Here is a 26797-nt window from a genome sequence, read left to right as displayed (position 1 = left end):
AAGCCCGCAAGGCCGAAGAAGCCCGCAAGGCCGAAGAAGCCCGCAAGGCCGAAGAAGCCCGCAAGGCCGAAGAAGCCCGCAAGGCCGAAGAAGCCAGAAAAGCGTTGTTCGCAAGAGCGGGAATTTTAGACGCCCCGACTTACACCCCTGAAAAAGTTAAAGCGGGCAATACCGCATTGGCAGCAGTAGGGACAATCGTGCTTAACCGTGCTGGCGGCATGGTGCAGTTATCTACGGTGGCTAACAGCGCCATGACGACAGCCAGCGAGTTGGCAGGCTGGGTATCGAGCTCAGTGTGGCGTGGCGTAGCTGAAGTTTCCCGAATAGCAACAGTCAGCGCTATAGGTCCGACTGTGGGCGCTTTTGTCATCGGCTTCTGGCCGCGGAAAGCTGGCGAGGGTAGTGACATAGTACCTGGACGCAACATAGAGATGTTTGCTGCCCAGGCAAGCCTATTTGCCGCCGGGTACTCCCCTGTCCAACCAGAAATGAACGTGGTCAATTTACCGGTACGCGGTTTTATTACCATGGGGAACAACGGTCAGCAAGAGGTGATACTGGTTAAAACGGGGGCCGGCGGCGTTTCCGCCAGCGTGCCGGTGCATCGCCCGGTACGTGATAAAGAAACGGGCCTGGACAGAATAGTGTTACCGGCGATGGCCGGGGCACCATCGAGAACCATCCTGATCAATCCGGCACCTGTAAGGCCTACAACCCCGTCTCATACCGGCAACGACGCCCCGGTGCCAGTGACGCCGGTGCATACCGGCACTGACATAAAGCAGGCAGATAGTATCGTCACCACCAGCTTTCCGGCGAGCGACGTCCCGCAGTTGCAGGATTTCATTTACTGGCAGCCAGACGCCACAGGCAGCGGCGTGGAAGCGATTTATGTGATGCTAAGTGATCCACTTGACTCAGGACGTTTTACTCGTAAACAATTGGACAAAAAATACAAACATGCCATTGATTTTGGTATCAGTGATGCAAAGAAAAATCGTGAAACGTTGGCAAAATTCCGCGATGAGATCAATGCACATTTGGCAGATAAAGAGACCATAGAGAAGGGAACATACCGACGGGAAAAAGGGTCTAAAGTTTACTTCAATCCCAACAGTATGAGGATTGTAATCATCAAAGCCAACGGTGATTTTCTCTCCGGATGGAAAATAAACCCCGATGCAGATAATGGTAGAATCTATTTAGAAACAGGTGATTTATGAACAAAATGGCGATAATTGAATTAGCTAGAGGTTTTTTAGAATCAAAAGTTAATGCACTTCAGTTCTCTGAAGAAATATGTGTTGAAAGACGTAAATTATATGGTATCGAACAAGAAAGGAATGTTTTAAACTGTGGTGAAGAGCTATTTATGGTGGCTGAGATTTATAATCCAGATTCAGATCGTGCTGATTATGAACTGGATGAGTCTGAGTTGAGAAAAGAAGTAAAAGCGACCCTAGATAAATTTAATCTGCTTTAATCTTCCACCATTTCTAAACAGGATTATTTAAACAAATGCCCAACAAATTATCGTTTATTGGGCATTTGTTATTAATAACGTATTTATCTATACCCCTCAAGGCCGGCCGTCATAGCCATCCCAGTAGGTAGCCACGGCGGAATCCAGCAGGATCTGGCGTTGTTTTTGCGGGTTATCCACTGAATATTCCTGATTGATAAATTTCCCTTTCCGCCCCATTTCACTAAGGAATTCAGGGCTGCGGAAATAGGCTTCCTGCTGCTCTGCCTGCTGACGCGTCAATCCCTTGGCCCGATCGGCCTTCCCCATTTGATAGAACTGGTCAAAAAACGGAATAGAGGCTTTTATCGAGTCCGGAATTTGGGTTCGCATTTCGGGGGAAAAATCCTCTCGCGCCAGTTGATAAATCGCATGCTTGGCGTGGCGTTCCGGGCTGCTTTTTTGGCCGGCACAGGCGCTCAGGAACAGCGCGGTGAAGACAATAAGGATTCGGGGCAATGTCAAAGTCATCATTCTTCCTTGAAAAAATTGCGTGGTAGCGACGCTCACATAACGTATCGGACTAATGAGTCGCGCTAATTTCAATCAACTTATTGATTGTTAAGGGTGACAGTATAGCCGCCAATGCGCTTGTTCAAGAAAATATTACCGGATGTTTCGGCCGGCTCGCAAAATTCCCTGTTGGATAAATGGTCATTTTTTTATCGTTTTGTGATCCTCGCCCCAAACCGGGAACGTTCCCATTCCATAAAAAAAGCGGAGTGACTAAGCTTTGATCATTACTCCGACAACACCTCTGCGGCAGTCCCATACCAAGAAAGGTATCTAATAATGAGCAAAGTAAAACAGCAGGATATCGATCGCCTGATTGTGCTGGTGGGCGGGCGCGAGAATATCGCTACCGTTAGCCACTGCATTACCAGGCTGCGTTTTGTTCTCAATGACCCAGCTCTGGCCAAACCGAAAGAAATCGAAGAGTTGCCGATGGTCAAAGGCTGCTTCACCAACGCCGGTCAGTTCCAGGTAGTGATCGGCCCTGAGGTCGGGGATTACTACCAGGCCCTGATCGCCACCACCGGCGTCAATGAAGCCGACAAAGAGCAGGCCAAAGTCGCGGCACGCCAGAACATGACCTGGAGCGAACGCGCCATCTCGCACTTCGCCGAAATCTTCTTCCCGCTGCTACCTGCCTTGATCAGCGGCGGTTTGATCCTCGGCTTCCGCAACGTCATCGGCGACATCCCGATGTCCGGCGGCCAAACGCTGGCGCAGATGCATCCGGCGTGGAAAACCATCTACGACTTCTTGTGGTTGCTCGGTGAAGCCATCTTCATGTTCCTGCCGGTCGCCATTTGCTGGTCAACGGTGAAAAAAATGGGCGGTACGCCGGTACTCGGCATCGTGCTGGGTATCACGCTGGTGTCCCCGCAGTTGATGAACTCCTATCAGCTCGGCCAGCAGATCCCGGAAGTGTGGAACTTCGGCTGGTTCACCATTCAGAAAGTCGGCTATCAGGCGCAGGTGATCCCTTCCATGCTGGCCGGTATGGCGCTGGGCTGGATTGAGACCCGCTTGAAAAAGATCGTGCCGGATTACCTGTATCTGGTGGTGGTGCCGGTGGTTTCCCTGCTGCTGGCGGTGTTCCTGGCGCACGCATTTATCGGGCCGTTCGGCCGCATGATTGGCGACGGGGTAGCCTGGGCGGTGAAAGCCGTGATGACCGGCAGCTTCGCACCTATTGGCGCCGCGCTGTTTGGCTTCCTGTATGCACCGCTGGTGATTACCGGTGTGCATCAGACCACGCTGGCCATCGATATGCAGATGATCCAGAGCATGGGCGGCACCCCGGTTTGGCCACTGATCGCACTGTCCAACATTGCGCAGGCCTCGGCGGTGCTGGGCATTATTATTGTCAGCCGCAAGGCCAACGAACGTGAAATCTCGGTGCCGGCGGCCATCTCCGCCTACCTCGGCGTCACCGAACCGGCGATGTACGGGATCAACCTGAAATACCGTTTCCCAATGCTGTGCGCAATGATCGGCTCCGCCTTCGCCGGGCTGATCTGCGGCCTGGACGGCGTGATGGCTAACGGTATCGGCGTCGGTGGTTTGCCGGGCATTCTGTCGATCAAACCGCAGTTCTGGATGATTTACACGGTGGCGATCCTGGTGGCGGTGGTGATCCCACTGGTACTGACCATCATGGTTTACAAACGCAAGGCCAGCCGCGGTGAGCTGCCGGTCTGATTGAAATGTAGGGGCCCGGTACGCCGGGCCTGTTAAGGTATTTATATGAGCAATCCAATCCCCTGGTGGCAGAACGGCGTCATCTATCAAATCTATCCGAAGAGTTTTCAGGACAGCACCGGTAACGGCTACGGCGATCTGGCCGGTGTGACGGAGCGGCTGGACTACCTGCAGGAACTGGGCATCGACGCCATTTGGCTGACGCCGGTGTATGTCTCGCCGCAGGTGGACAACGGTTATGACGTGGCAGACTACTGCGCCATCGATCCTGCCTACGGCACCATGGAGGATTTCGATCGGCTGATTGCCGCCGCCCACCAGCGCAGCATCCGCATCGTGATGGATATGGTGTTCAACCACACTTCGACCGAACACCCGTGGTTTAAAGCCTCGCAGGATCCTGAAAGCCCGTTCCGCCAATTTTATGTCTGGCGCGACGGTGAAGGCGATGCCCTGCCGAACAACTGGCGCTCCAAGTTTGGCGGCAACGCCTGGCAGTGGCACGCCGACAGTGGCCAGTATTATCTGCACCTGTTTGCCACCGAGCAGGCAGATCTCAACTGGGAGCACCCACCGGTGCGCGAAGAGCTGAAGAAGGTTTGTCAGTTCTGGGCCGACAAAGGCGTCGACGGTCTGCGCCTGGACGTGATCAACCTGGTCTCCAAACAGCAGGATTTCCCGTCCGATAACCTGGGCGATGGCCGCCGTTTCTACACCGATGGCCCACGCATTCATGAATTTCTGCAGGAAATGAGCCGCGACGTGTTTCAGCCGCGTGGCCTGATGACCGTCGGTGAAATGTCCTCCACCACGCTGGAACATTGCCGGCAGTACGCGGCGCAAAGCGGCGAAGAGCTGTCGATGACTTTCAACTTCCACCACCTGAAGGTGGACTATGCCGGCGGCGAAAAATGGACGCTGGCGGCGCCGAATTACGTCGAACTCAAACAGATTTTCAGCCATTGGCAGCAAGGCATGCACAATCAGGCGTGGAACGCGCTGTTTTGGTGTAACCACGATCAGCCACGTATCGTTTCACGCTTCGGTGACGAGGGTGAACTGCGGGTGCCGGCCGCCAAGATGCTGGCGATGGTGCTGCATGGCATGCAGGGCACGCCTTATATTTATCAGGGCGAAGAGATCGGCATGACCAATCCGGGCTTTAACTCCATAGAACAGTATCGCGATGTGGAAAGCCTGAACATGTACGCCGAACTCAGCGCGCAGGGGAAAAGTGACGCCGAGCTGCTGGCGATCCTGGCCAGCAAATCCCGCGATAACGGCCGCACGCCAATGCAGTGGAGTAGCGCGCCAAACGCCGGTTTCACCCAGGGCACGCCGTGGATTAGTTGTGCGGAAAACTATCCGCAGATCAACGCCGAAGCGGCGCTGGCCGATCTGGATTCGGTGTTTTACGCCTATCGTCAGTTAATCACCCTGCGCAAACAGTACCCACTGCTGACCCACGGTGACTACCGTGACCTGGCCCCTGCTCACCCGGCGTTGTGGTGCTATCAACGCAGCTGGAATGGCCAGCGCCTGCTGGTGGTGGCCAACCTCAGCCGCGAGCCGCTTGCCTGGCAGGCCGAAGGTGTGGAGCCGTCTGCTTTATGGCGGCCGCTGATGGGCAACTACGCCGACGCCCCAGCCCAGCCGCAGGCCACCAGCTTACGCCCGTTCGAAGCGGTGTGGTGGTTGCTGGAAGACTAATGCTGTCGGGGCGTGGCCGGCTGCGCCCTACAGTTTTTTCAGCAGCTCCACCACGCCGGCAGCCTCTTGCGCCAGGCGTTCATCGCTCATATCAAACACCCCCTGCACCAGATGCGGCGGCAGGTAATCCATGCCGGTCAGATTGGCCACCGCATGGAACGGGCGCAGCAAATCTGCCACCGGATAACGGTTATAACCTTCTGGCGTATAAGCCTGCTGATTGCCGCCGGTAGTGACCACCAGTTGCAGCGGTTTACCCTGCAGTTGGGTGCCTTCGCTGCCGTAGGCGAAACCGTGGGTTAATACCGCGTCCTGCCATTCACTGAGGATCGCCGGGGAACTGTACCAGTAGAATGGGAACAGCATCACCACCGCATCATGGCCCTGCAGTAATTCCTGCTCGCGCGCCACGTCGATTTGATAGTCCGGGTAGGCACGCATCAGTTCGTGAATAGTCACGTTCGGCAAAGGACGTAGGGCTTCGATCAACGCTTTGTTGATCCGTGAGTCATCGGGAAAACGGTGGGCGGTTAACACTAAAATGCGCGACATAAGAGATCCTTGATTTAAATTTGATATCGCATTTTTCCATTTCTCACGCGCCGGGTGTAGGCTGTTAGTTGTCACTTTAATTTCAACTGAAAGTATCAACCACTATGTCGCTGCCCTTTGATGTGCACCGCCTGCTGCCGGCCTTCCTTGCTGCCGCCCAGGCGCAGAACTTTTCCGCCGCCGCACGTCAATTGGGCGTCACGCCAGCGGCCATCAGCAAGAACATCCGCGTGCTGGAAGAAAAACTGGCGCTACGGCTGTTCCAGCGTAATACCCACAACGTGGTGCTGACCGATGAAGGCAAGGCGCTGTTGCAACAGGTAGCGCCGTTGTGGCAGGCACTGTCCGCCACGCTGGAAACCGCTGGCAGCGCACAACAAGCCCCTTCCGGTACGGTGCGCGTCAGCATGATCCCGGGTTTCGGCCGCCAGATGCTGATGCCGTTGATCCCGCAATTCCTTGAGCGTTATCCGCAGATCGACCTGGATCTTTCGCTGGATGCGCGGGTGGTCAATCTGGTGGGGGAAGGTTTTGATGTGGGGATCGGCAGCCGGGTCGATCCCGACAGCCGGTTGGTGGCACGATCCTTGTACCCGATGCAGATGGTGCTGGCGGCCTCGCCCGGCTATCTGGCGCAGCACGGCATACCGCAGGATCCGCAAGATCTGTTGCAGCACAACTGCCTGTTGCATCGCAACCCGGCTACCGGTCGCAGCGTAAAATGGCCGCTGCAACAACAGGGCGAAGCCAAAGCGCTGGAGCTGCAGGGCCGTCTGGTAGCCAGCCGCCCGGAAATGCTGCTGGATGCGGCGCTGGCCGGGCTGGGCATCGTCTGCCTGGCCCGTTGGTACGCAGAGCATCATTTTGCACAAGGCACCCTGCAGCCGGTTCTGGCAGATTGCTGGCCGCGGCCGACCCAACTGTGGCTGTACTATGCCTCCGCCGATCTGCCGCCGCGGGTTCGCGTCTGGGTTGAGTTCCTGCTCGAGCATTTCCGTCACCGCCCGGCCTGAATTTTCAGGCCAAAAATTCGAGCTTGTACAGCTAACGCCCGCTCTTTCCATTTCCTTGTTCTACGTCAAAAGAATCTCGCCAATATCTATATATAGTGCATTAAGAAACACCAACACCTATATGTAGTAGTTATCCACAAATTCATCCACACGTCGCTTCAGCCCTTGCGCGCTGCGGCATTGCGCTGTGGATAAGCCGAAATCATACCGATACCCAACGGCTTTTAGCCTGCCGGGCATCAGCGCTCCCTCGGGGAACAAGGAGTAACAACGTGAAACCAGTAGTGATTAAACGGGACGGTTGTCAGGTACCTTTTGACGAGGCACGTATTGGGCAGGCTATCGAGCGCGCCGCGCTGGCCGTCGGTATTGTCAATGCCGACTACTGCGCAACCGTCGCCCGCGTAGTCGCTCAACGGATGTCACAGCAGCAGCGCGTTGATATCCATGAAATTCAGCAGGCGGTAGAAAATCAGTTGATGGCCGGCGAATACAAGCAACTGGCCCGCGCCTATATTGAATATCGTCACGATCGCGACGTAGCGCGTGAACTGCGCGGGCGGCTGAACCAGGAGATCCGCGGCCTGGTGGAGCAAAGCAACATGGCGCTGCTGAACGAAAACGCCAACAAGGACAGCAAAGTGATCCCCACCCAGCGCGATCTGCTGGCCGGGATCGTCGCCAAGCATTATGCCAAGCAACACATCCTGCCGCGTGACGTAGTGCTGGCCCACGAGCGCGGCGAGATCCACTACCACGATCTCGATTACTCACCGTTCTTCCCGATGTTCAACTGCATGTTGATCGACCTGAAAGGCATGCTGACCAACGGCTTCAAGATGGGCAACGCCGAGATCGAACCGCCGAAGTCGATCTCTACCGCCACTGCAGTCACCGCCCAGATCATCGCGCAGGTTGCCAGCCATATTTATGGCGGTACCACCATTAACCGCATCGACGAGATCCTGGCCCCGTTCGTCAGCGAAAGCTTCAACAAGCATCGGCAGGTCGCCGAACAGTGGCAGATCCCGGACGCGCAAGGCTACGCCATGGCACGCACCGAGAAAGAGTGTTACGACGCCTTCCAGTCGCTGGAATATGAGGTCAACACCCTGCACACCGCCAACGGCCAGACGCCGTTCGTGACCTTCGGTTTTGGCCTGGGCACCTGCTGGGAATCGCGGATGATCCAGCGTTCAATCCTGCAAAATCGCATCGCCGGGCTGGGCAAGAACCGTAAGACGGCGGTGTTCCCCAAACTGGTGTTCGCCATCCGCGACGGCCTTAATCACCAGTACGGCGATCCGAACTACGACATCAAACAGCTGGCGCTGGAGTGCGCCAGCAAGCGCATGTACCCGGACATCCTCAATTACGATCAGGTGGTGAAAGTCACCGGTTCGTTCAAAACCCCGATGGGTTGCCGCAGCTTCCTCGGTACCTATGAAGAAAATGGCGAACTGGTACACGACGGCCGCAACAATATCGGTGTGATCAGCCTGAATCTGCCGCGCATTGCGCTGGAGGCGGTCGGCGATGAAAACCGCTTCTGGCAGCTGCTTGACCAGCGTTTGCTGTTGGCGAAAAAGGCGCTGATGACGCGCATTGCCCGGCTGGAAGGCATTAAGGCCCGGGTCGCACCAATCCTGTATATGGAAGGCGCCTGCGGTGTACGCCTGAAGGCGGACGACAATATCGCCGACATTTTCAAGAATGGCCGCGCGTCGATCTCACTGGGTTATATCGGCCTGCATGAGACCATCAACGCGCTGTTCGGTGACCAACGGCACGTCTACGACGACGAAGCGCTGCGCGCCAAGGCGGTTGCCATTGTTGCCCGCCTGCGGGCCGCCACCGACAGTTGGAAGGAAGAAACCGGTTATGGCTTCAGCCTGTACAGCACGCCGAGCGAGAACCTGTGCGACCGCTTCTGCCGGTTGGATACCGCCGATTTCGGCGTGGTACCAGGCGTCACCGACAAAGGTTATTACACCAACAGCTTCCACCTCGACGTGGAGAAAAAGGCTAATCCTTACGACAAACTGGATTTTGAAGCGCCTTATCCCCCGTTGGCCAACGGCGGTTTCATCTGTTATGGCGAATACCCGAACCTGCAGCACAACCTGAAAGCACTGGAAGACGTGTGGGATTACAGCTACAGCCGCGTACCTTATTACGGCACCAATACGCCGATCGATGAGTGCTACGAGTGCGGCTTCACCGGCGAGTTTGCCTGTACCAGCAAGGGCTTTACCTGCCCGAAATGCGGCAACCACGAGCCGTCCAAGGTGTCCGTCACCCGTCGGGTGTGTGGTTACCTCGGCAGCCCGGACGCCAGGCCGTTCAACGCTGGTAAGCAGGAAGAAGTGAAACGCCGGGTGAAACACCTGGGGAATGGGCAGATCGGCTAACGCCGGGCCGCTATGCATCAGGGCTCAGCATGCTGAGCCCTTACCATCAGAAAGCGAAATATGAATTACCACCAGTACTACCCCATCGACGTGGTCAACGGCCCCGGTACCCGCTGCACGCTGTTTGTCGCCGGTTGCGTACACCAGTGCCCCGGCTGCTACAACAAAAGCACCTGGCGGCTTAACTCCGGGCAACTCTTTACCCAGGCGATGGAAGACCAGTTGATTGCCGATCTGAACGACACGCGTATTCCGCGCCAGGGCCTGTCGCTGTCCGGCGGCGATCCGCTGCACCCTGCCAATGTCGCGGCGGTGCTGCAATTGGTGAAAAGAGTGCATGCCGAGTGCCCCGGCAAGGATATCTGGCTGTGGACCGGCTACCGGCTGGCAGAGCTGGATGCCCAGCAAATGCAGGTTGTGGACCGGATTAACGTGCTGATTGACGGCAAGTTTATACAGGATTTAAAAGACCCGGCGCTGATCTGGCGCGGCAGCGCCAATCAGGTGGTGCATAAGCTGCGTTGAGGATCCCCTCACCCCGGCCCTCTCCCTCAGGAGAGGGAGATGGGCATCTAACCATTGTCGCATATCTTCGCTTACACCATCCCCATTCCCACCACGCCAGTGACGATCCCGCACAGCGCCACCAGCGCGGCGGTCAGGCACAGGGCTTTGGCGGAAAAGGCTTTGTTCAGCATCAGCAGTGAAGGCAGGCTGACCGCCGGCAGGGTCATCAACAACGCCAGCGCCGGGCCGGTGCCCATCCCCGCCAACATCATGGTCTGCACAATCGGGATTTCCGCTGCCGTGGGGATCACAAACAGGCAACCGGCGATCGCCAGCCCAATGATCCACAGCAGACTGTTGTCTATCGCACCGTCAGCATGCGGGAACAGCCAGACCCGTGCCGCCCCCAATGCCAGCACCGCCAGAATGTAGATCGGAATGGTCGACCAAAACAGCGCCCACAGCGCCTTTAGCCAGCGGCCAAAGAAGGGTTGTGCCTCGGTTTTCTCCAGCGGTATCACCGGCATTTGCAGTGCTGCAGGTTGCGGGTCGTTGGCAGTCGCGCGCTGCACCAGCCAGGCAATGCCCAATACCATAATCACCCCGGCCACCAGCCGAATAGCGGCAAACTGCCAGCCAAGCACGAAGCCCATAAAAATCAGCGTCGCCGGGTTCAGCACCGGATTACTTAGCCAGAATGCCATCGCTGCGCCGCTGGATACCGACTGACGACGCAGCCCGGCGGCGACCGGTGCCGCACAGCAGGTGCACATCATGCCCGGCAGGGCGATCGCTGCGCCCAAAAGGGTGCCGGAAAACCTCGGATGACCCAATGTACGCATCAACCAGTCACGCGGGATTAACACCTGCACCAGCGAGCCCAATACCACGCCGAGCACTGCAGCCTTCCACACCGCGGTGAAATAGACCAGCGCATAGTGCCAGGCCGCCAGCCACGGGCTGCTGTCGCCATTAGCCAGTATCGATTTGCCAATCGAGTGGGTATCCGCCGCCAGAAAAGCCTTGCCGTAATAGGGCTGCCATTTGACGTAGTAGAGCCCGACGGCCACCACCAGCAGAAACAGGATCGGTTTCCACAGCGGCCAGGGGCGGCTGCGGTGTTCGGTTGCGGTCAGGGGCTGTGGCATGGGGTTGGCTCGGTTCGGTGAACAATGACGTCAGCTTAGCGCGCCGCCGCCCCGAGCGCATCATCATGCCTGTCCCAAATAGTTCATCTGTTCGCCACTGACACGTAACCAGATTGTCATTTAACCCCGGCAGAATAACGCCAACTTCACCAAAGGGTACACATCATGCAACGCCAATCATCAGCATCCTGTGAATGGGTATTCGGTACGCCGAGGTTTTTATTATGATGGACTTATCTAGACATCCGACCAGTTTCCCTACCCGCTACCAGCAAATCGCCGCGCAGCTTGAGCAAGAGCTGCGTACCCAATACCGCTGCGGTGATTATCTGCCCTCCGAACAACAGCTGGCAGAGCGCTATCAGGTTAATCGCCATACCCTGCGCCGCGCGGTTGACCAATTGGTGGATCGCGGCTGGCTGCAACGTCGACACGGCATCGGCATTTTGGTGCTGATGCGCCCCTATGACTATCCGCTGCATGCCAATACCCGCTTTAGCCAGAACCTGTTCGAGCAGGGCAGCCACCCCACCAGTGAGCGCTTACTCGCTGTATTACGCCCGTGTAATGGGCATGTTGCCAGTGCACTGTCGCGTGAAGAAGGCGAAACGGTGATCCACCTGCGCACCCTGCGCCGGGTCAACGGCGTGCCGATGAGCCTGATCGACCATTATCTGCCCGATTTGGACTGGTGGCCGGCGTTGCAGCAGTTCCACAGTGGCTCATTGCACGAATTTATCGAACTCAACATCCACCAGCCGCTGACCCGCAAGCAGACGCGCATCAGCGCACGCCGCGCGCAGGCTAAAGAGAGCCGGTTGCTGGAAATAGCCACCCACGCGCCGCTGCTGTGCGTGCGCACCCTCAACGTCTGCACCGGCAGTGACAGCGTGGCGGAATACTCCGTCAGCCTGGCACGCGCCGACATGATTGAACTGACCATGGAGCACTGAATGCAAGCCTTACAGCCGAGACAACGCTGGATGTCGGTATTGGCGCACAGCCAGCCGGACCAGTTGCGCAGCCACTGGCAGGCGCTGAACCTCAGCCCGCGCTATCAAACCATTCGCGCGCCGGAAATTGGCCTGGCGCAGTTACAGGGCCGCATGGGTGCCACCGGCCGCCGCTTTGTGCTGGGCGACATGACCGTCACCCGCGCGGTAGTGCAACTGGAAAACGGCGGTTACGGCTACAGCTATATCGCCGGACGTGACAAGGCACATGCCGAACTCTGTGCGCTGGCGGATGCCCTTTTGCAACTGCCGGAGCAGGCCGAATTGCTGCAACAGCAGCTGATTGAGCCACTGGCGGCCTTGCAGCATGAGCAACGCCAACTCCGTGCCCGGGCGGTAGCCTCCAGCCGGGTGGACTTCTTTACGCTGGTGCGAGGGGATTAACCGATGAGCCTACTGACAGGTTTTGCACAACCGATCGAACAATCGCAACAGGCTTTCCGCCTGATCCTTAAGGCGTTAAGTGAACCAGGCTATATCGTCACACTGCCGGCAAGCCCGGCCTGGGGCGCGCTGAACGCCGCCAGCACCGCCGCACTGCTGACCCTGGCAGACCAGGAAACCCCGATTCAACTGTGTCTGGCGCTAGAAAGTGAGCAAGTGCTAACAAACATTCGTTTCCATAGCGGTGCTCCGCTGGCCAATAACAGCGAAGAGGTGTGCTTTGCCCTGTTCGATGCGCAACTGCAGGCCACTGATTTGCAAGCGTTACCGCACGGCAATGAGATTTCCCCCGAGTTCAGCGCCACGGTGGTGGTACAGATCGACAGTCTGGAACAGGGTACCCCGCTGCGCCTGACCGGCCCCGGCATTGAACATCAACGGGTTATCTCGCCGTCGTTGCCGCAGGCCGTGCTGGATTACCTGATTAACCGCCCGCAGCGTTTCCCGCTGGGGCTGGATTTCCTGCTGACCTGCGGTGAGCGCCTGCTGGCGCTGCCACGGACCACCCATGTGGAGGTGTGCTGATGTACGTTGCCGTTAAAGGGGGCGAAAAAGCCATTGAGGCCGCCCATCAGTTACAGGAACAACTGCGGCGCGGCGACGACAGCGTACCCGCGCTCGGCACCCAGCAGATTGAACAGCAATTGGGGTTGGCGGTAGATCGGGTAATGACCGAAGGCGGTATCTACGATCCGCAGTTAGCGGCGCTGGCCATCAAGCAGGCGAGCGGCGATCTGGTCGAGGCTATTTTCCTGCTGCGCGCCTACCGTACCACCCTGCCAAGGTTGGCGGTCAGTGAGCCATTGGCGACCGAAAATATGCGGCTGGAGCGCCGTATCTCGGCGGTTTACAAGGATTTACCTGGCGGGCAGGTATTGGGGCCGACCTACGATTACACCCACCGGCTGCTGGATTTTGCCCTGCTGGCCGAAGGCGAAGCACCACGCGCACCGCAGGCCGACGAACCGCTGCCGGAAAACTGCGCCCACGTGTTCGACTTGCTCAGTCAGCAGCAACTGGCACTGGCGGAGCAGGATGACGGCAGCGCGCCGGATGATATCACCCGCAATCCGCCGGTTTACCCCTGTTCCCGCTCGGCGCGCTTGCAACAACTGGTACGCGGTGACGAAGGTTTCCTGCTGGCGTTGAGCTACTCCACCCAGCGTGGTTACGGCCGTACCCACCCGTTCGCCGGCGAGATCCGTACCGGCTATGTTTCGGCGGAGATAGTGCCAGAAGAGCTGGGTTTCGCGGTAGATATCGGCGAGATCCTGTTGACCGAATGTGAAATGGTCAACGGCTTTATCGACCCGGTCGACCAGCCGCCGCATTTCACCCGCGGCTACGGTCTGGTGTTTGGCCGCGCCGAACGCAAGGCGATGGCGATGGCGCTGGTGGATCGCGCGCTGCAAAGCCCCGAGTACCAAGAAGGCATCACCAGCCCGGCGCAGGATGAAGAGTTCGTGCTGGCCCACGCCGACAACGTCGAAGCCGCCGGCTTCGTTTCCCACCTCAAATTGCCGCACTACGTCGATTTCCAGGCCGAACTGGAATTGCTCAAGCGCCTGCGGCAGGAATTCAGCGAACGTCAGGAGGCCCGCGATGAGTGAAGTATTAACCGGTTATAACCTGGGCTATCTGGACGAACAGACCAAACGCATGATCCGCCGCGCTATTTTGAAGGCGGTGGCCATCCCCGGCTATCAGGTGCCGTTCGGCGGCCGTGAGATGCCAATGCCCTACGGTTGGGGCACCGGCGGCATTCAGTTGACTGCCAGCGTGATTGGCCGCGCCGACGTGCTGAAGGTGATCGACCAGGGGGCCGATGACACCACCAATGCGGTTTCCATCCGTCGCTTCTTCCAGCGCGTTGCCGGCGTCGCCACCACCGAGCGCACGCCGGAGGCCACGCTGATCCAGACCCGGCACCGCATCCCGGAAACCGCGCTGCGTGAAGACCAGATCCTGATTTATCAGGTGCCGATCCCGGAGCCGCTGCGCTTTATCGAGCCGCGTGAAACCGAGACCCGCAAAATGCACGCGCTGGAAGAATACGGCGTGATGCAGGTAAAACTGTACGAAGACATCGCGCGCTACGGCCATATCGCCACCACCTACGCCTATCCGGTGAAGGTCAACGACCGCTACGTGATGGATCCGTCACCGATCCCGAAATTCGATAACCCGAAAATGCACATGATGCCGGCGCTGCAACTGTTTGGGGCCGGGCGTGAGAAGCGTATCTACGCCCTGCCGCCGTTCACCAAGGTAGAGAGCCTGGACTTCGACGACCATCCTTTCACCGTGCAGCAGTGGGACGAGCCTTGTGCCCTGTGTGGCTCACGCCACAGCTATCTCGATGAGGTGGTACTCGACGATCAGGGCAGCCGCATGTTCGTTTGTTCCGACACCGATTACTGCCAGCAGCAGCTGGCGCAACCTTCGCAAGAGGCGCAGCACTGATGACTTCCCCCCCTCTGAGCACCACACCGCTGCTGTCGGTGACTAACCTCACCCATCTGTACGCACCGGGCAAGGGCTTTAGCGATGTCTCTTTCGATATCTATCCTGGCGAAGTGCTGGGCATCGTTGGCGAATCCGGCTCCGGTAAAACTACCCTGCTGAAGTCGATTTCCGCCCGGCTGGCACCGCAACAAGGGCAAATCCTTTACCGCCCGCAGGCCGGGCAACAGCACGACCTGTACGCAATGGCGGAAAGCGATCGCCGCCGCCTGCTGCGTACCGACTGGGGCGTGGTGCATCAGCATCCGCTCGACGGACTGCGCCCCCAGGTTTCTGCCGGTGGCAACATCGGTGAACGCCTGATGGCTATCGGCCAGCGTCACTACGGCGACATTCGCCGTCAGGCCGGCCAGTGGCTGGAGGACGTCGAGATCCCGGTATCACGCCTGGATGACCTGCCGACCACCTTCTCCGGCGGCATGCAACAGCGGTTGCAAATTGCCCGCAATCTGGTGACCCACCCGAAGCTGGTGTTTATGGACGAACCCACCGGCGGGCTGGACGTTTCGGTACAGGCGCGGCTGCTCGATCTGCTGCGCACCCTGGTGGTGGAAATGCAGTTGGCGGCGGTGATCGTCACCCACGATCTCGGCGTAGCGCGCCTGCTGGCACACCGACTGCTGGTGATGAAACAGGGCGAGGTGGTGGAAAGCGGCCTGACCGACCGGGTGCTGGACGATCCGCACCATCCTTATACCCAACTGCTGGTTTCTTCGGTGCTGTCGTAACGCAAGGTAATGATAAATGACTATTCAAATCCGGGTTGAACACCTCAGCAAAACCTTTGTGCTCCACCAGCAGCACGGCACGCAACTGCCGGTGCTGCACGATGCCAACATGACGGTCAGCAGCGGCGAATGCGTGGTGCTGCACGGGCATTCCGGCAGCGGAAAATCCACTCTGCTACGCTCACTGTACGCCAACTATCTGCCTGATAGCGGCCATATCTGGGTTAATCACCAGGGTGAATGGCTGGATATGGTGCAGGCCGAAGCGCGTCAGATCCTGGCGGTACGCCGCCACACCCTTGGCTGGGTCAGCCAGTTTCTGCGGGTGATCCCGCGTATCAGCGCGCTGGACGTAGTGATGCAGCCGTTGCTGGAACAGGGTGTCAACCGCGCCGAATGCCGCGAACGCGCCGAGAAGCTGCTCAATCAGCTCAACGTACCGCAACGCCTGTGGCAGTTGGCACCGTCGACCTTCTCTGGCGGTGAACAACAGCGGGTGAACATCGCTCGCGGCTTTATCGTCGATTACCCGATCCTGTTGCTGGACGAACCGACCGCCTCCCTCGACAGCCGTAACAGCGCGGCCGTGGTCGCGCTGATCGAGCAGGCCAAACAACGTGGCGCGGCGATCGTCGGTATTTTCCATGATGAAGGCGTCCGCCAGCAGGTCGCCGACCGGTTATATGACATGCAGGCGCCACAGGCGCTGGAGATCCTCTGATGATCATCAATAACGTGAAACTGGTGCTGGAAGATCAAACCGTCGAAGGATCGCTGGAGGTCAGCGACGGCATGATCCGCAGCTTTGCCGATACGCCCAGCCAGTTGCCGCAGGCATTGAACGGTGAAGGCGGCTGGCTGCTGCCGGGGTTGATTGAACTGCACACCGACAATCTGGACAAGTTTTTCACCCCGCGCCCGAACGTCGACTGGCCGGCGCATTCGGCCATGAGCAGCCATGATGCACTGATGGTGGCCAACGGTATCACCACCGTGCTGGACGCGGTGGCGATTGGCGACGTACGCGACGGCGGCCATCGGCTGGAAAACCTGCAAAAAATGATCGACGCGGTGATCCACAGCCAGCGCGCCGGGGTCAACCGCGCCGAGCACCGGCTGCACCTGCGCTGCGAACTGCCCAACGAGAGCACCCTGCCGCTGTTCGAACAGTTGATGGACAAGCCCGGCGTCTCGCTGGTGTCGTTGATGGACCATTCGCCGGGTCAGCGCCAGTTCGCCTCACGCGAAAAATACCGGGAGTATTATCAGGGCAAATATCACCTCAACGACCAGCAGATGAGCGAGTATGAAGAGCAGCAGATCAAGCTTTCTGCCCGCTGGGCCACGCCGAACCGCGAAGCCATTGCCACCCATTGCCGGGCGCGTAAAATTTCGCTCGCCAGCCACGACGACGCTACCGCCGCCCACGTCAGCGAGTCCTGCGCGCTGGGTAGTGTGATTGCCGAATTCCCCACCACCGAAGATGCCGCTCTTGCTTCGCACCAACAAGGATTGCAGGTGCTGATGGGCGCACCGAATATCGTGCGTGGCGGCTCACATTCCGGCAACGTAGCGGCCCATCACCTGGCGGCGTTGGGCGTGCTGGATATCCTGTCCTCAGACTATTACCCGGCCAGCCTGCTGGATGCGGCGTTTCGCATTGCGGCCGATGAGCGCAACGGCTACAGCCTGCCGCAGGCGGTACAGATGATCACCCGTAACCCGGCCAGAGCGCTGGATTTGCAGGATCGCGGCACCATCGCCGAAGGCTTGCGGGCGGATCTGGTGTTGGTACGACCGCACGGCGAGCACGTTTACGTGCAGAACGTGTGGCGCCAGGGCAAGCAGGTGTTCTGATGGCGCAGCTTATCTATCTGATGGGGCCATCCGGCTCAGGCAAAGACAGCCTGTTGGCCGCACTGCGCGCCGATGTCGACAGCGCCCCACTGGTGGCGCACCGCTATATCACCCGGCCGGCAGACGCCGGCTGCGAGAACCATATTGCGCTCAGCGAACCGGAGTTCCTGCGCCGCCGCGCCAAAGGGTTGTTTGCCCTCGACTGGCAGGCGCACCAACACCATTACGCCTTTGGCATCGAGGTGGATCTGTGGTTACTGCAGGGGATCGATGTGGTGGTCAACGGATCGCGTGCCCATCTGGCACAGGCACAGCAACGCTATGGCGCACAACTGCTGCCGGTGTGCCTGCAGGTCAGCACGGGGATTCTGCGCCAACGGCTGCAAAACCGCGGGCGCGAAAATGCCGATCAGATAGAACAGCGGCTGGCTCGGGCGGCGGAATATCAGCAAAAGCTGCCCGCCATTTGCTGCCGACTGGATAACGACGGCAACCTAGACGACACCCTGGCGGCGCTACTGGCGCTGCTGCCCGCTTCAGCCAAACAGCCACAGGATGCCATGCCATGAATGATTTGGCGCAGCCGAAAATCGGCGACAACGTGACGATTAACCGCAGCCGCCTCGGCCAGTATGTTCATCTGGCCGACGATGCGATCCTCGAAGAAGTCGAAATGGGCGACTATTCCTACACCGCCGGACATAACCAGATTTTTTACGCTACCATCGGCAAATTCGTGTCGATTGCCTCTTACGCGCGCATCAATCCCGGCAACCACCCCACCTATCAGCGCATCGCCCAGCACCATTTCACCTATCGCGCTTCGGAGTACGACCTGGGGGAAGATGATGAAGCCTTCTTCGACTGGCGGCGTGAACACCACGTGACCATCGGCCACGACGTGTGGATCGGCCATAACGCCATCGTGATGCCCGGTGTCAGCATCGGCAACGGCGCAGTAATCGGCAGCGCGGCGGTGGTGACCAAGGATGTGGCCCCTTATGAAATCGTCGCCGGCGTGGCGGCCAAAAAGATCGGTATGCGTTTTGACGACGCACTGATTGAACGTATTGAACGCAGCCAGTGGTGGCACTGGGATCATCAGACGTTGCAACAACGGCTGGCGGATTTCCGTGATATCCATGCCTTTGCGGAGAAGTATTTATAATCGGGAGTGACCAGATGCAACTGACGTTTCTCGGCACCGGCGGTGCCCAGCAGATCCCGGTGTTCGGCTGTGATTGTCTGGTCTGTCAGCGGGCGCGGCGCGAGCCTGCATTCCGGCGCAGAGCCTGCAGCGCAATGCTTAAATTTCAGGGGGAAACGACCTTGCTGGATGCGGGGTTACCGTCGTTGGAGCGGCGTTTTTCGGCGGGGGAAATTCAACGTTTTTTACTGACACATTACCACATGGATCATGTACAGGGGTTATTTCCTTTGCGCTGGGGGTGCGGAAATTTTATTCCGGTGTATGGCCCGGCCGATGAACAGGGCTGCGATGACCTGTTCAAACATCCGGGCATTCTGGCATTTCAGCCGCCGTTTACCCCCTTCGAAACGGTTGAACTGGGCGGGCTGCACATCACCCCGCTGCCGCTGCAACATTCGAAACTCACTCTGGGTTATTTGATCCAGGCCGCGGGTAAATCGCTGGCCTATCTGACCGATACCGTCGGTTTACCGCCGGATACCGAGGCTTTTCTGCGTGCAGTAACATTGGATTTAATGGTGCTCGACTGCAGCCTGCCGCCTCAGCCGCAGGCTCCGCGCAATCACAACGATCTGACCCGCGCACGGGAAACCCAACAACGCTTACAACCCGGCCGCACTCTGCTGACACACATCAGCCATCATCTCGATCTGTGGCTGATGGACAACGAACTGCCTCCGGGTCTGGAGCTGGCGTTCGATAATCTCAGCGTGCACTGTGGTAGCAATGCAGCCGATCGGATTCCAGCACCTTAACACCCTGACCAGGGCTGAACGCCTGCTCCAACAGAGTCTGCGCCACGTCTTTGGCGGCAACCCCGCGCCATTTGCCGGGCAGCAATTTAAACAACGGCGCACTCAGGCGCTCCAGCAAACGTGGCGAGGAGCGCTCGCCCAACAGCATCGATGGCCGCACCAGCGTCAGGCGTGGCCAGTTCTGCTCACGCAGCGCCTGTTCCATTTCCCCCTTGGTACGGTTGTAAAGGAAGGTCGAACGCGTGCTGGCACCCAGTGCACTGACCGCCAGACAGTGCTGCGCACCTAATCGCCGACCGGTCAACGCACTTTCCACCACCAGAGTGTAATCGACGTAATGGAAATTGGCATCGCTGCCCGCCTCACGCCGCGTGGTACCCAGGCAACAGAATACTATATCGACCGGCTGCTCCTGCTTTGTCAGCAGCGCGAACAGGTCATCAACCACCGGGTTTTCCAATTTTTCATGCGCAGGCAGCGGCTTACGCGTTGGCGCCACGATCGCCGTGACCTGCGGATCGGCCTGCAGCAGGTGCAACAGTTCGCGCCCCACCAACCCGGTAGCCCCTACCATAAATACCCGTGCCATATACCCTCCCGCCGAATGATCTCTATGAAAAGTATATACCCGTCATCTTTCAAGTTGCAGCGTTGTTACCTGCACTTGATTACGTGGCCCATCCGTGGGCCACGCCCCTTAAGGGGCCGCTGCAAGCAGCGTTCAAATCTGCTCCCGGCAGATTTGTCACCCCAGTTACTTACTCGAGTAAGCGCCTGGGGATGAGCGAGCTGGCCGCCTAGCTGCAACTTGAAAGCTATAGGCTAGAGTTTATTGCGTCAGGTCCGCGTCCAATGCAGTTTCGTGCCGAAGCCGAGGGTGTTGTCGGTCATTTTCACTTCTTGCAAACTCAGTTGCCATACCGGTGCTTTCATCACTTTGGCTATTGGGAAACGCTTGCAGTAGCGTGCACGTGCAAGCCGCTCCTCGTCACCGCTCAGCATCACCGCTTCGGCGCGATACTGAACGCCGCGGATCAACGCGATGGTCTTCGGCTTTGGCGCTATGGTGCCGACCACCCGGCTATTTTGCAGCATCAATTCGCCGTGGCGGGTATGGGTCTCGGTCATTAGCCACAGCGCCATCTGCCCGGCATCAAAGACGTAAAAACAGTTGGCACACCACATGTCCATACCATTGCCGGCGCACAGTGTCAGCACATGCTGTTTGCTGAGAAAATGCGCAATTTGTTGCTGCTCTTCGGTCGTGTTCAACGTCAATTCTCCTTCCCTTTGCTCGCGTCATCTTACCTGCGTTGTTGAGGACGGTCACAAATAACGATAATGCCACCACTTTACGCAGATGATTAACCAATCATGCATGGTGCATTTATATTCAAATAACGCATAAATGATCTTATAACATATAAAAAACAAATTAGATTCATCTGGGCATTATGCGAACAGTTTAAATGCTTTTTTTTGTTACCGGCCCTACGCAGATAAAATTCAGCGCTCAATTCGCTGGTTTTTTATCAAACCCTTTACATATCTAAAAAGCACCATTATTCATTTTTATGCACATCTCTGCATAACAAGTGAATAGTTATTTATCAATAACCCACATTACGTGACTGGCATCACATATTTAACTCTGCAGCACGTTAAAATAACGCCATCTTTTCACTCCATAAGGTGGATTAGAAATGGAAAACAACAATCGAAAAATGGCGCATATAAGACGCACAACCCATATTATGATGATGGCTCATCGTAGCTGCTTTAGCTTTGCCTTCTTTAACTTCAGATAACCCTCACCTCTCTCGTTGTTACTAAAAACAGCCTGTCACTATTACGTCTGAACTATTTCCCCTGATATGTCAGGACGGATTTCTATTTTATTTTTCCGTGAAATAACAGAAGTAAATTACTGTTTATAGTACACACGACCTAAAACAAAAATCCGAATGAACTCAGGCCTGCGATTAAGCATGACTGCGTTCTTCTCACGCCTTTATTTTAGTGAGGGCATTAGCGACAGGGTTATTAACCTGCCGGCGGGATGCCTTTGCCTGAAGAATGATTAAAATGAATAAATTAAAAATTGCCGCTAATAGCAAAACATTAAGTTGCTTCGAAACCACTCGCGAAGTTGTCGATGTACACCAGAGTGATTTTAATGATATTGCCGCCATCGTATTGTCGGTGGAAGACGTCACGCAAGGCATGGTGGCTCACCTCGAAGAGATCGGCCTGAATATCCCGTTATTCGTGGCGGTTTGCTGCGAAGAAGAGCTGGACAACGCCATACTGCCTGCCCTGCATGGCGTATTTGAACTCTGTGGCAAGAACACCCAGTTCTATGGCAAGCAACTGGAAGCTGCGGCCGTAAAATACGAAAGCGAACTGCTGCCACCTTTCTTTAATACGCTGACCCAGTATGTCGAAATGGGTAACGCCACCTTTGCTTGCCCTGGGCATCAGGGGGGCGAATTCTTCCGTAAACATCCGGCCGGGCGTCAGTTCTTTGACTTCTTTGGCGAGACCCTTTTCCGTTCCGATATGTGCAACGCGGACGTCAAACTGGGTGATTTGTTGATCCATGAAGGCGCACCCTGCGCGGCGCAGCAGCATGCCGCCAAAGTGTTTAACGCCGATAAAACCTATTTCGTTCTTAACGGCACCTCCGCCTCAAACAAGGTGGCAACCAACGCCCTGCTGACGCGCGGTGACCTGGTGCTGTTCGACCGTAATAACCATAAATCCAATCATCATGGCGCGCTGATCCAGGCGGGGGCAACACCGGTGTATCTGGAAACCGCCCGCAACCCGTTTGGCTTTATCGGCGGCATTGACGCGCACTGCTTTGAAGAACGCTACTTACGTCAGCAGATCCGCGAGGTCGCGCCGGAGCGCGCCAATGAAGCCAGACCTTTCCGCCTGGCGATCATTCAGTTGGGCACCTATGACGGCACCATTTATAACGCCCGTCAGGTGGTCGATAAAATTGGTCATCTGTGCGATTACATCCTGTTCGACTCGGCCTGGGTCGGCTATGAGCAATTCATTCCAATGATGAAAGACTGCTCACCTTTACTGCTCGAGCTAAACGAAAACGACCCGGGGATCATTGTGACTCAGTCCGTCCACAAGCAGCAGGCCGGCTTCTCGCAGACCTCGCAAATCCACAAGAAAGACAAGCACATCAAGGGACAAGATCGCTATTGCAACCACAAACGCTTTAACAATGCCTTTATGCTGCACGCTTCCACCAGCCCGTTTTACCCGCTGTTCGCCGCACTGGACGTTAACGCCAAAATGCATGAGGGCAAAAGCGGCCGACGCCTGTGGAAAGAATGCGTTCGCGTCGGCATTGAGGCGCGCAAGATGCTGCTGGAGACCTGCAGCTTAATCAAACCTTTTGTGCCGGACCAAATCGACGGTAAAGCCTGGCAGTCTTATGATACCGAGACGATGTCCAACGATTTGCGTTTCTTCAACTTCATTCCCGGGGAAAAATGGCATGCCTTTGAAGGCTATGCCCAATCGCAGTATTTTGTCGACCCGTGCAAACTGCTGCTCACCACGCCGGGCATTGATACGGCAAGCGGTAACTACAGCGATTTCGGTATTCCGGCGACCATTCTGGCTAACTATCTGCGCGAAAACGGCATAGTACCGGAGAAATGCGACCTTAATTCGATCCTGTTCCTGCTGACTCCGGCCGAAGACATCGCCAAGATGCAGCATTTGGTGGCGCTGATTGCCCGCTTTGAAAAACATATTGAGCAAGATTCGTTAATTAGTGAAGTCTTGCCTGCGGTTTATAAAAACAATCAGCAGCGCTATGAAAATTATACCCTGCGCCAACTCTGCCAGGAAATGCACGACCTTTATGTCAGCTACGACGTTAAAGAACTGCAGAAAGAAATGTTCAGGAAGAGTTATTTCCCTCGTGTGGCAATGAATCCACAAGACGCCAACACCGAATTTGTCCGCGGTAATGTGGAATTGGTTTCTCTGGCGAAAGCCGAAGGCAGAATTGCCGCCGAAGGTGCCTTGCCTTATCCCCCAGGCGTATTGTGCGTCGTCCCAGGGGAAGTTTGGGGCGGGGCTGCACAGCGTTATTTCCTGGCATTGGAAGAAGGCATCAATTTATTGCCCGGCTTCGCACCGGAATTACAGGGTGTGTATATCCAGCAGGATGAAGATGGCTGGAACCGTGCTTACGGTTACGTAATGAAAAATTAATCACCTTACAAGGCGGTGAATTTTATTCACCGCCCGGATCGCATTATAAAAGAGAGAATGATCATGAGTAAGTCCAATAATAAAATGGGGGTCGTACAGCTAACGATCCTTACTGCGGTAAACATGATGGGCTCCGGCATAATTATGCTGCCCACCAAGCTGGCCGAAGTGGGTACTATTTCTATCGTTTCCTGGCTGGTTACCGCCGTGGGCTCGATGGCGCTGGCCTACGCCTTCGCCAAATGCGGCATGTTCAGCCGCAAATCCGGCGGCATGGGCGGGTATGCTGAATACGCTTTCGGTAAATCGGGCAATTTCATGGCGAACTACACCTACGGGGTGTCGTTGCTGATCGCCAATATCGCCATCGCCATTTCCGCCGTTGGTTACGGCACCGAGCTGTTTGGTGCCAACCTGTCGCCGCTGGGAATCTGTATCGCCACCATTGGCGTACTATGGCTGGCTACCGTCGCCAACTTCGGCGGGGCACGCCTGACCGGGAAAATCAGCGGCATCACCGTCTGGGGCGTGATTATCCCGGTGGTGGGGATCTCGATCATCGGCTGGCACTGGTTCAGCGGCAGCGCCTATATTGCCGCCTGGAACCCGCACTCGGTACCGACCTTTGAAGCCATTGGCGCTTCTATCTCCATGACGCTGTGGGCATTTCTGGGCCTGGAGTCCGCCTGCGCCAATACCGACGTGGTGGAAAACCCGGAGCGTAACGTGCCGATCGCCGTACTCGGCGGTACCCTCAGCGCGGCAGTCATCTATATCGTTTCAACCAACGTCATCGCCGGTATCGTGCCGAATATGGACCTGGCCAACTCAACCGCGCCATTTGGGCTGGCGTTTTCCCACATGTTCAACCCAACGGTCGGCAAGATCATTATGGCCCTGATGATCATGTCCTGCGTCGGCTCACTGCTGGGCTGGCAGTTCACCATCGCCCAGGTGTTCAAATCCTCTGCCGACAGCGGCTTCTTCCCGAAAATTTTCTCCAAACTCAGCAAGGCCGACGCACCGGTCAAAGGCATGCTGACCATAGTCATGATCCAGAGCGTGCTGTCTTTGATGACCATCAGCCCGTCGCTGAATAAACAGTTCAATGTGCTGGTGAATCTGGCGGTGGTGACCAATATCATCCCTTACATTCTGTCGATGGCGGCGCTGATCATTATTCAGAAAGTGGCGAAAGTACCGGAGAAAAAAGCGCGAATTGCCAACATCATTGCCGGCATTGGCGCACTGTACAGTTTCTATGCCCTCTACAGTTCCGGTGAGGAAGCGATGATGTGGGGCGCCATCGCCACCTTCCTCGGCTGGACTCTGTACGGTATGGTTTCACCGCGTTTCGAAATGGCGGGGAAAAAAGGCTAACGGTGATAAGCCATAGGCGGCCGGGGATGGGATTACGACGGGGAACATGCCATCATATTCCATCCCTGGCCACCAACGTTGCTGCTTATTCATGACGGAAATACTCCCAACCTGGCATCTCTACATGCTGCGCATGCCCAGCGGTATGCTGTATACCGGCATTACTACCGACGTAACGCGGCGGCTGGCGCAGCATCAGGCGGGCAAAGGGGCCAAGGCGCTACGGGGTAAAGGCCAACTGGTGCTGGCGTTTCACTGTCAGGCGGGGGATCGCTCAAAAGCGCTGAGACTGGAATATCGGGTCAAGCAACTGAGCAAAATGCAAAAAGAGAGGCTGGTGAGTCACCCGCCTCTTTCGTTGGATTATTTACTGCCGGACGTTGCGGTTAAAGCCGGTTAAACGGCGCGGAGTATTCCACCGCCCCGCTAACGTCAAGCAAGGCATCTTCCGCCAGTGGGTAAACCTGGAACGCGGCCTCGGTCTCTGGCCAGCGGCACTGCAGACCATAGGCAGCGGCCGGCTTAAAGCCAAAGCGCCCGTAGTAAGCCGGTTCACCCAGCACCACTACCGCGGCATAGCTGAACTCGTTCAACGCATCCAGCCCTTCGTATATCAGCTTTTCGCCCAGCCCCTGACGACGCAGACTTTCGTCCACCGCCAGCGGTGCCAGACCGACCCATTGGCGATCCTCACCGGCCACGTCCACCGGGCTGAACGCGGCATAACCCACCACGCCGCCTTCGTCGTCGGTGGCGACAATGCCCAGCGTCAGCAGGCCGTCTTCGCGCAGTTGCTGCACCAGATCGGCTTCATCATCTCGCCCAAAGGCGCGACGCAGCAGGGCATCAATGCCTGCCGCATCTACCGGAATTTCCACGCGGATTAACATGTTGCCGGCACACGGGAAGTTTGCACCGTGCCCTCCTGCAGCCCTGCTTCCACAAATTCGGCCAGTTGCAGCAGGCCAATGCGCAACGGCGCAGGCATGGCTTCCAGCTCGATGGCGTCCATCAGATTTTTTACATACAGGCCCAATTCGGTGTCCCCTTCAATCTGCAGCCGACGCTGAAAGAACAGCGTATCGGGATCTTGCTTACGCGCTGCGATCAGAATCAGATCGTTGGCGTCGCCGCTGAAGCTGACATCAGCTTCGGCGTGTTGGCTGACAACCAGTTTGTCGTTTTCTACCGTCATAAACCAGTGTAGCGCCAGATCGCGAATTTCGATCTTCAACCAGCGCGATTCGAGAAATTCCAGATCGCCATCTGCCAGCGCCTGACGAAATTGCCAGCCCAGTACCTGTTCCAGAAGCTGACGCTGCAAGGCAAACGGCGTGAATTTTAGCGGTACACGCAGCAACGACGGCCCCTGGCGCACAATGCGCGCTCTTAATTGTTCCAACACTGTCGTTCACTCCTTTCAACACAGATACGCTATTTTGCCACAGCGATACACGGCTGCCGCGCTCTATATCAACAAATAGTGCATTTCACCGCCAGCTTTATCAATACGCCAGAAGCTGCCTCAAATCAAAACCTGTTAAGTACGCTTTCACTAAAATTGCCTC

29 protein-coding genes are annotated in these 26797 nt (G+C 56.9%); 22 read left to right on the top strand and 7 right to left on the bottom strand.

The window, feature by feature from the left end; all coding sequences use genetic code 11:
* Together M2406_RS25270 and M2406_RS25265 are read left to right on the top strand one after the other, a co-directional pair.
* Positions 1–1223 (top strand): S-type pyocin domain-containing protein (locus M2406_RS25270; RefSeq protein ID WP_259191834.1); only part of this gene is annotated, 1223 nt, incomplete at its 5' end.
* The gene (locus tag M2406_RS25265) at positions 1220–1483 is read left to right on the top strand and encodes a colicin immunity domain-containing protein (RefSeq protein WP_259191833.1); all 264 of its coding nucleotides are present in this window, start codon (positions 1220–1222) and stop codon (positions 1481–1483) included. The genes M2406_RS25270 and M2406_RS25265, both read left to right, overlap by 4 nt.
* 96 nt (positions 1484–1579) lie before the next feature.
* Here M2406_RS25265 and M2406_RS25260 read toward each other — a convergent pair whose 3' ends face one another.
* The gene (locus M2406_RS25260; protein WP_259191832.1) at positions 1580–1996 is read right to left on the bottom strand and encodes an Exc2 family lipoprotein; all 417 of its coding nucleotides are present in this window, start codon (positions 1994–1996) and stop codon (positions 1580–1582) included.
* Between the two features lie 318 nt (positions 1997–2314).
* Between M2406_RS25260 and treB the strand changes: the two genes are divergently transcribed.
* Together treB and treC are read left to right on the top strand one after the other, a co-directional pair.
* Positions 2315–3730: a PTS trehalose transporter subunit IIBC gene (treB, locus tag M2406_RS25255; RefSeq protein ID WP_012004987.1), complete on the top strand. Its 1416-nt coding sequence runs from the start codon at positions 2315–2317 to the stop codon at positions 3728–3730.
* A 45-nt stretch (positions 3731–3775) separates the two neighbouring features.
* Positions 3776–5440, top strand: a complete 1665-nt coding sequence (treC, locus tag M2406_RS25250) for an alpha,alpha-phosphotrehalase (RefSeq protein WP_012004986.1) — start codon at positions 3776–3778, stop codon at positions 5438–5440.
* A gap of 27 nt (positions 5441–5467) precedes the next feature.
* Here the strand turns inward: treC and M2406_RS25245 are convergent, their stop codons facing one another.
* Positions 5468–5992: an NAD(P)H-dependent oxidoreductase gene (locus M2406_RS25245; RefSeq protein ID WP_259191829.1), complete on the bottom strand. Its 525-nt coding sequence runs from the start codon at positions 5990–5992 to the stop codon at positions 5468–5470.
* A gap of 104 nt (positions 5993–6096) precedes the next feature.
* Between M2406_RS25245 and M2406_RS25240 the strand changes: the two genes are divergently transcribed.
* The 3 genes from M2406_RS25240 to nrdG all read left to right on the top strand — a co-directional run bounded on the left by M2406_RS25240 (position 6097) and on the right by nrdG (position 9941).
* Positions 6097–7005: a LysR family transcriptional regulator gene (locus M2406_RS25240; protein ID WP_012004984.1), complete on the top strand. Its 909-nt coding sequence runs from the start codon at positions 6097–6099 to the stop codon at positions 7003–7005.
* Between the two features lie 272 nt (positions 7006–7277).
* Positions 7278–9416, top strand: coding sequence for an anaerobic ribonucleoside-triphosphate reductase (gene nrdD, locus M2406_RS25235; RefSeq protein ID WP_259191826.1), 2139 nt, complete (start codon positions 7278–7280; stop codon positions 9414–9416).
* A gap of 60 nt (positions 9417–9476) precedes the next feature.
* Positions 9477–9941, top strand: a complete 465-nt coding sequence (nrdG, locus tag M2406_RS25230; RefSeq protein WP_259191823.1) for an anaerobic ribonucleoside-triphosphate reductase-activating protein — start codon at positions 9477–9479, stop codon at positions 9939–9941.
* A gap of 71 nt (positions 9942–10012) precedes the next feature.
* Here nrdG and M2406_RS25225 read toward each other — a convergent pair whose 3' ends face one another.
* Positions 10013–11071: a permease gene (locus M2406_RS25225; RefSeq protein WP_026142169.1), complete on the bottom strand. Its 1059-nt coding sequence runs from the start codon at positions 11069–11071 to the stop codon at positions 10013–10015.
* 227 nt (positions 11072–11298) lie between these two features.
* Between M2406_RS25225 and phnF the strand changes: the two genes are divergently transcribed.
* The 11 genes from phnF to phnP are packed head-to-tail and all read left to right on the top strand — an operon-like array spanning position 11299 to position 19601.
* Positions 11299–12024 (top strand): phosphonate metabolism transcriptional regulator PhnF, encoded by a 726-nt coding sequence (gene phnF / locus M2406_RS25220; protein ID WP_026142168.1) that lies wholly within the window; start codon positions 11299–11301, stop codon positions 12022–12024.
* Positions 12025–12468 carry a phosphonate C-P lyase system protein PhnG gene (gene phnG, locus M2406_RS25215; protein ID WP_012004979.1) on the top strand — a complete coding sequence of 148 codons (444 nt, stop codon included), beginning with the start codon at positions 12025–12027 and terminating at the stop codon, positions 12466–12468.
* Between the two features lie 3 nt (positions 12469–12471).
* On the top strand, positions 12472–13053 hold the full coding sequence (phnH, locus tag M2406_RS25210) for a phosphonate C-P lyase system protein PhnH (RefSeq protein ID WP_259191822.1): 582 nt from the start codon (positions 12472–12474) through the stop codon (positions 13051–13053).
* The gene (locus M2406_RS25205) at positions 13053–14138 is read left to right on the top strand and encodes a carbon-phosphorus lyase complex subunit PhnI (RefSeq protein ID WP_259191821.1); all 1086 of its coding nucleotides are present in this window, start codon (positions 13053–13055) and stop codon (positions 14136–14138) included. The genes phnH and M2406_RS25205 overlap by 1 nt, the downstream gene beginning before the upstream one ends.
* The gene (locus M2406_RS25200; RefSeq protein ID WP_017891399.1) at positions 14131–14991 is read left to right on the top strand and encodes an alpha-D-ribose 1-methylphosphonate 5-phosphate C-P-lyase PhnJ; all 861 of its coding nucleotides are present in this window, start codon (positions 14131–14133) and stop codon (positions 14989–14991) included. The genes M2406_RS25205 and M2406_RS25200 overlap by 8 nt, the downstream gene beginning before the upstream one ends.
* Positions 14991–15779, top strand: coding sequence for a phosphonate C-P lyase system protein PhnK (phnK, locus tag M2406_RS25195; RefSeq protein WP_259191819.1), 789 nt, complete (start codon positions 14991–14993; stop codon positions 15777–15779). The genes M2406_RS25200 and phnK overlap by 1 nt, the downstream gene beginning before the upstream one ends.
* A gap of 16 nt (positions 15780–15795) precedes the next feature.
* Positions 15796–16500, top strand: coding sequence for a phosphonate C-P lyase system protein PhnL (gene phnL / locus M2406_RS25190; protein WP_259191818.1), 705 nt, complete (start codon positions 15796–15798; stop codon positions 16498–16500).
* The gene (phnM, locus tag M2406_RS25185; RefSeq protein WP_259191815.1) at positions 16500–17636 is read left to right on the top strand and encodes an alpha-D-ribose 1-methylphosphonate 5-triphosphate diphosphatase; all 1137 of its coding nucleotides are present in this window, start codon (positions 16500–16502) and stop codon (positions 17634–17636) included. Before phnL ends, phnM begins: the two co-directional genes overlap by 1 nt.
* Positions 17636–18205: a ribose 1,5-bisphosphokinase gene (gene phnN, locus M2406_RS25180; protein WP_012004972.1), complete on the top strand. Its 570-nt coding sequence runs from the start codon at positions 17636–17638 to the stop codon at positions 18203–18205. Before phnM ends, phnN begins: the two co-directional genes overlap by 1 nt.
* Positions 18202–18804 carry a DapH/DapD/GlmU-related protein gene (locus M2406_RS25175; protein WP_259191814.1) on the top strand — a complete coding sequence of 201 codons (603 nt, stop codon included), beginning with the start codon at positions 18202–18204 and terminating at the stop codon, positions 18802–18804. The genes phnN and M2406_RS25175 overlap by 4 nt, the downstream gene beginning before the upstream one ends.
* Positions 18805–18818: 14 nt before the next feature.
* Positions 18819–19601 (top strand): phosphonate metabolism protein PhnP, encoded by a 783-nt coding sequence (gene phnP / locus M2406_RS25170; RefSeq protein WP_126501246.1) that lies wholly within the window; start codon positions 18819–18821, stop codon positions 19599–19601.
* Here phnP and M2406_RS25165 read toward each other — a convergent pair.
* Positions 19552–20190 carry an NAD(P)H-binding protein gene (locus M2406_RS25165; RefSeq protein ID WP_259191813.1) on the bottom strand — a complete coding sequence of 213 codons (639 nt, stop codon included), beginning with the start codon at positions 20188–20190 and terminating at the stop codon, positions 19552–19554. The genes phnP and M2406_RS25165 overlap by 50 nt on opposite strands.
* Positions 20191–20438: 248 nt before the next feature.
* The gene (locus tag M2406_RS25160; RefSeq protein WP_012004968.1) at positions 20439–20873 is read right to left on the bottom strand and encodes a YhbP family protein; all 435 of its coding nucleotides are present in this window, start codon (positions 20871–20873) and stop codon (positions 20439–20441) included.
* Between the two features lie 431 nt (positions 20874–21304).
* Between M2406_RS25160 and speFL the strand changes: the two genes are divergently transcribed.
* The 4 genes from speFL (at position 21305) to M2406_RS25140 (ending at position 25629) form a co-directional block, all read left to right on the top strand.
* Positions 21305–21409, top strand: a complete 105-nt coding sequence (speFL, locus tag M2406_RS25155; RefSeq protein WP_112363015.1) for a leader peptide SpeFL — start codon at positions 21305–21307, stop codon at positions 21407–21409.
* A gap of 277 nt (positions 21410–21686) precedes the next feature.
* Positions 21687–23849, top strand: a complete 2163-nt coding sequence (speF, locus tag M2406_RS25150) for an ornithine decarboxylase SpeF (RefSeq protein ID WP_017891392.1) — start codon at positions 21687–21689, stop codon at positions 23847–23849.
* 63 nt (positions 23850–23912) lie between these two features.
* Positions 23913–25229: a putrescine-ornithine antiporter gene (gene potE / locus M2406_RS25145; RefSeq protein WP_017891391.1), complete on the top strand. Its 1317-nt coding sequence runs from the start codon at positions 23913–23915 to the stop codon at positions 25227–25229.
* A gap of 91 nt (positions 25230–25320) precedes the next feature.
* Entirely contained in the window at positions 25321–25629 is a 309-nt protein-coding gene (locus tag M2406_RS25140) for a GIY-YIG nuclease family protein (protein ID WP_259191811.1), read from the top strand.
* Here M2406_RS25140 and M2406_RS25135 read toward each other — a convergent pair.
* Together M2406_RS25135 and M2406_RS25130 are read right to left on the bottom strand one after the other, a co-directional pair.
* Entirely contained in the window at positions 25616–26119 is a 504-nt protein-coding gene (locus M2406_RS25135) for a GNAT family N-acetyltransferase (RefSeq protein ID WP_259191809.1), read from the bottom strand. The genes M2406_RS25140 and M2406_RS25135 overlap by 14 nt on opposite strands.
* Positions 26113–26634 (bottom strand): SCP2 domain-containing protein, encoded by a 522-nt coding sequence (locus M2406_RS25130; RefSeq protein WP_012004963.1) that lies wholly within the window; start codon positions 26632–26634, stop codon positions 26113–26115. Before M2406_RS25130 ends, M2406_RS25135 begins: the two co-directional genes overlap by 7 nt.
* Positions 26635–26797: the final 163 nt, after the last annotated feature.

The organism is Serratia sp. BIGb0163 (assembly GCF_024809935.1).
Classification (GTDB): Bacteria; Pseudomonadota; Gammaproteobacteria; order Enterobacterales; family Enterobacteriaceae; genus Serratia; species Serratia quinivorans.
The sequence above is the reverse complement of the archived record's forward strand: the minus strand, read 5'-3'. Positions and strand labels throughout refer to the sequence as shown.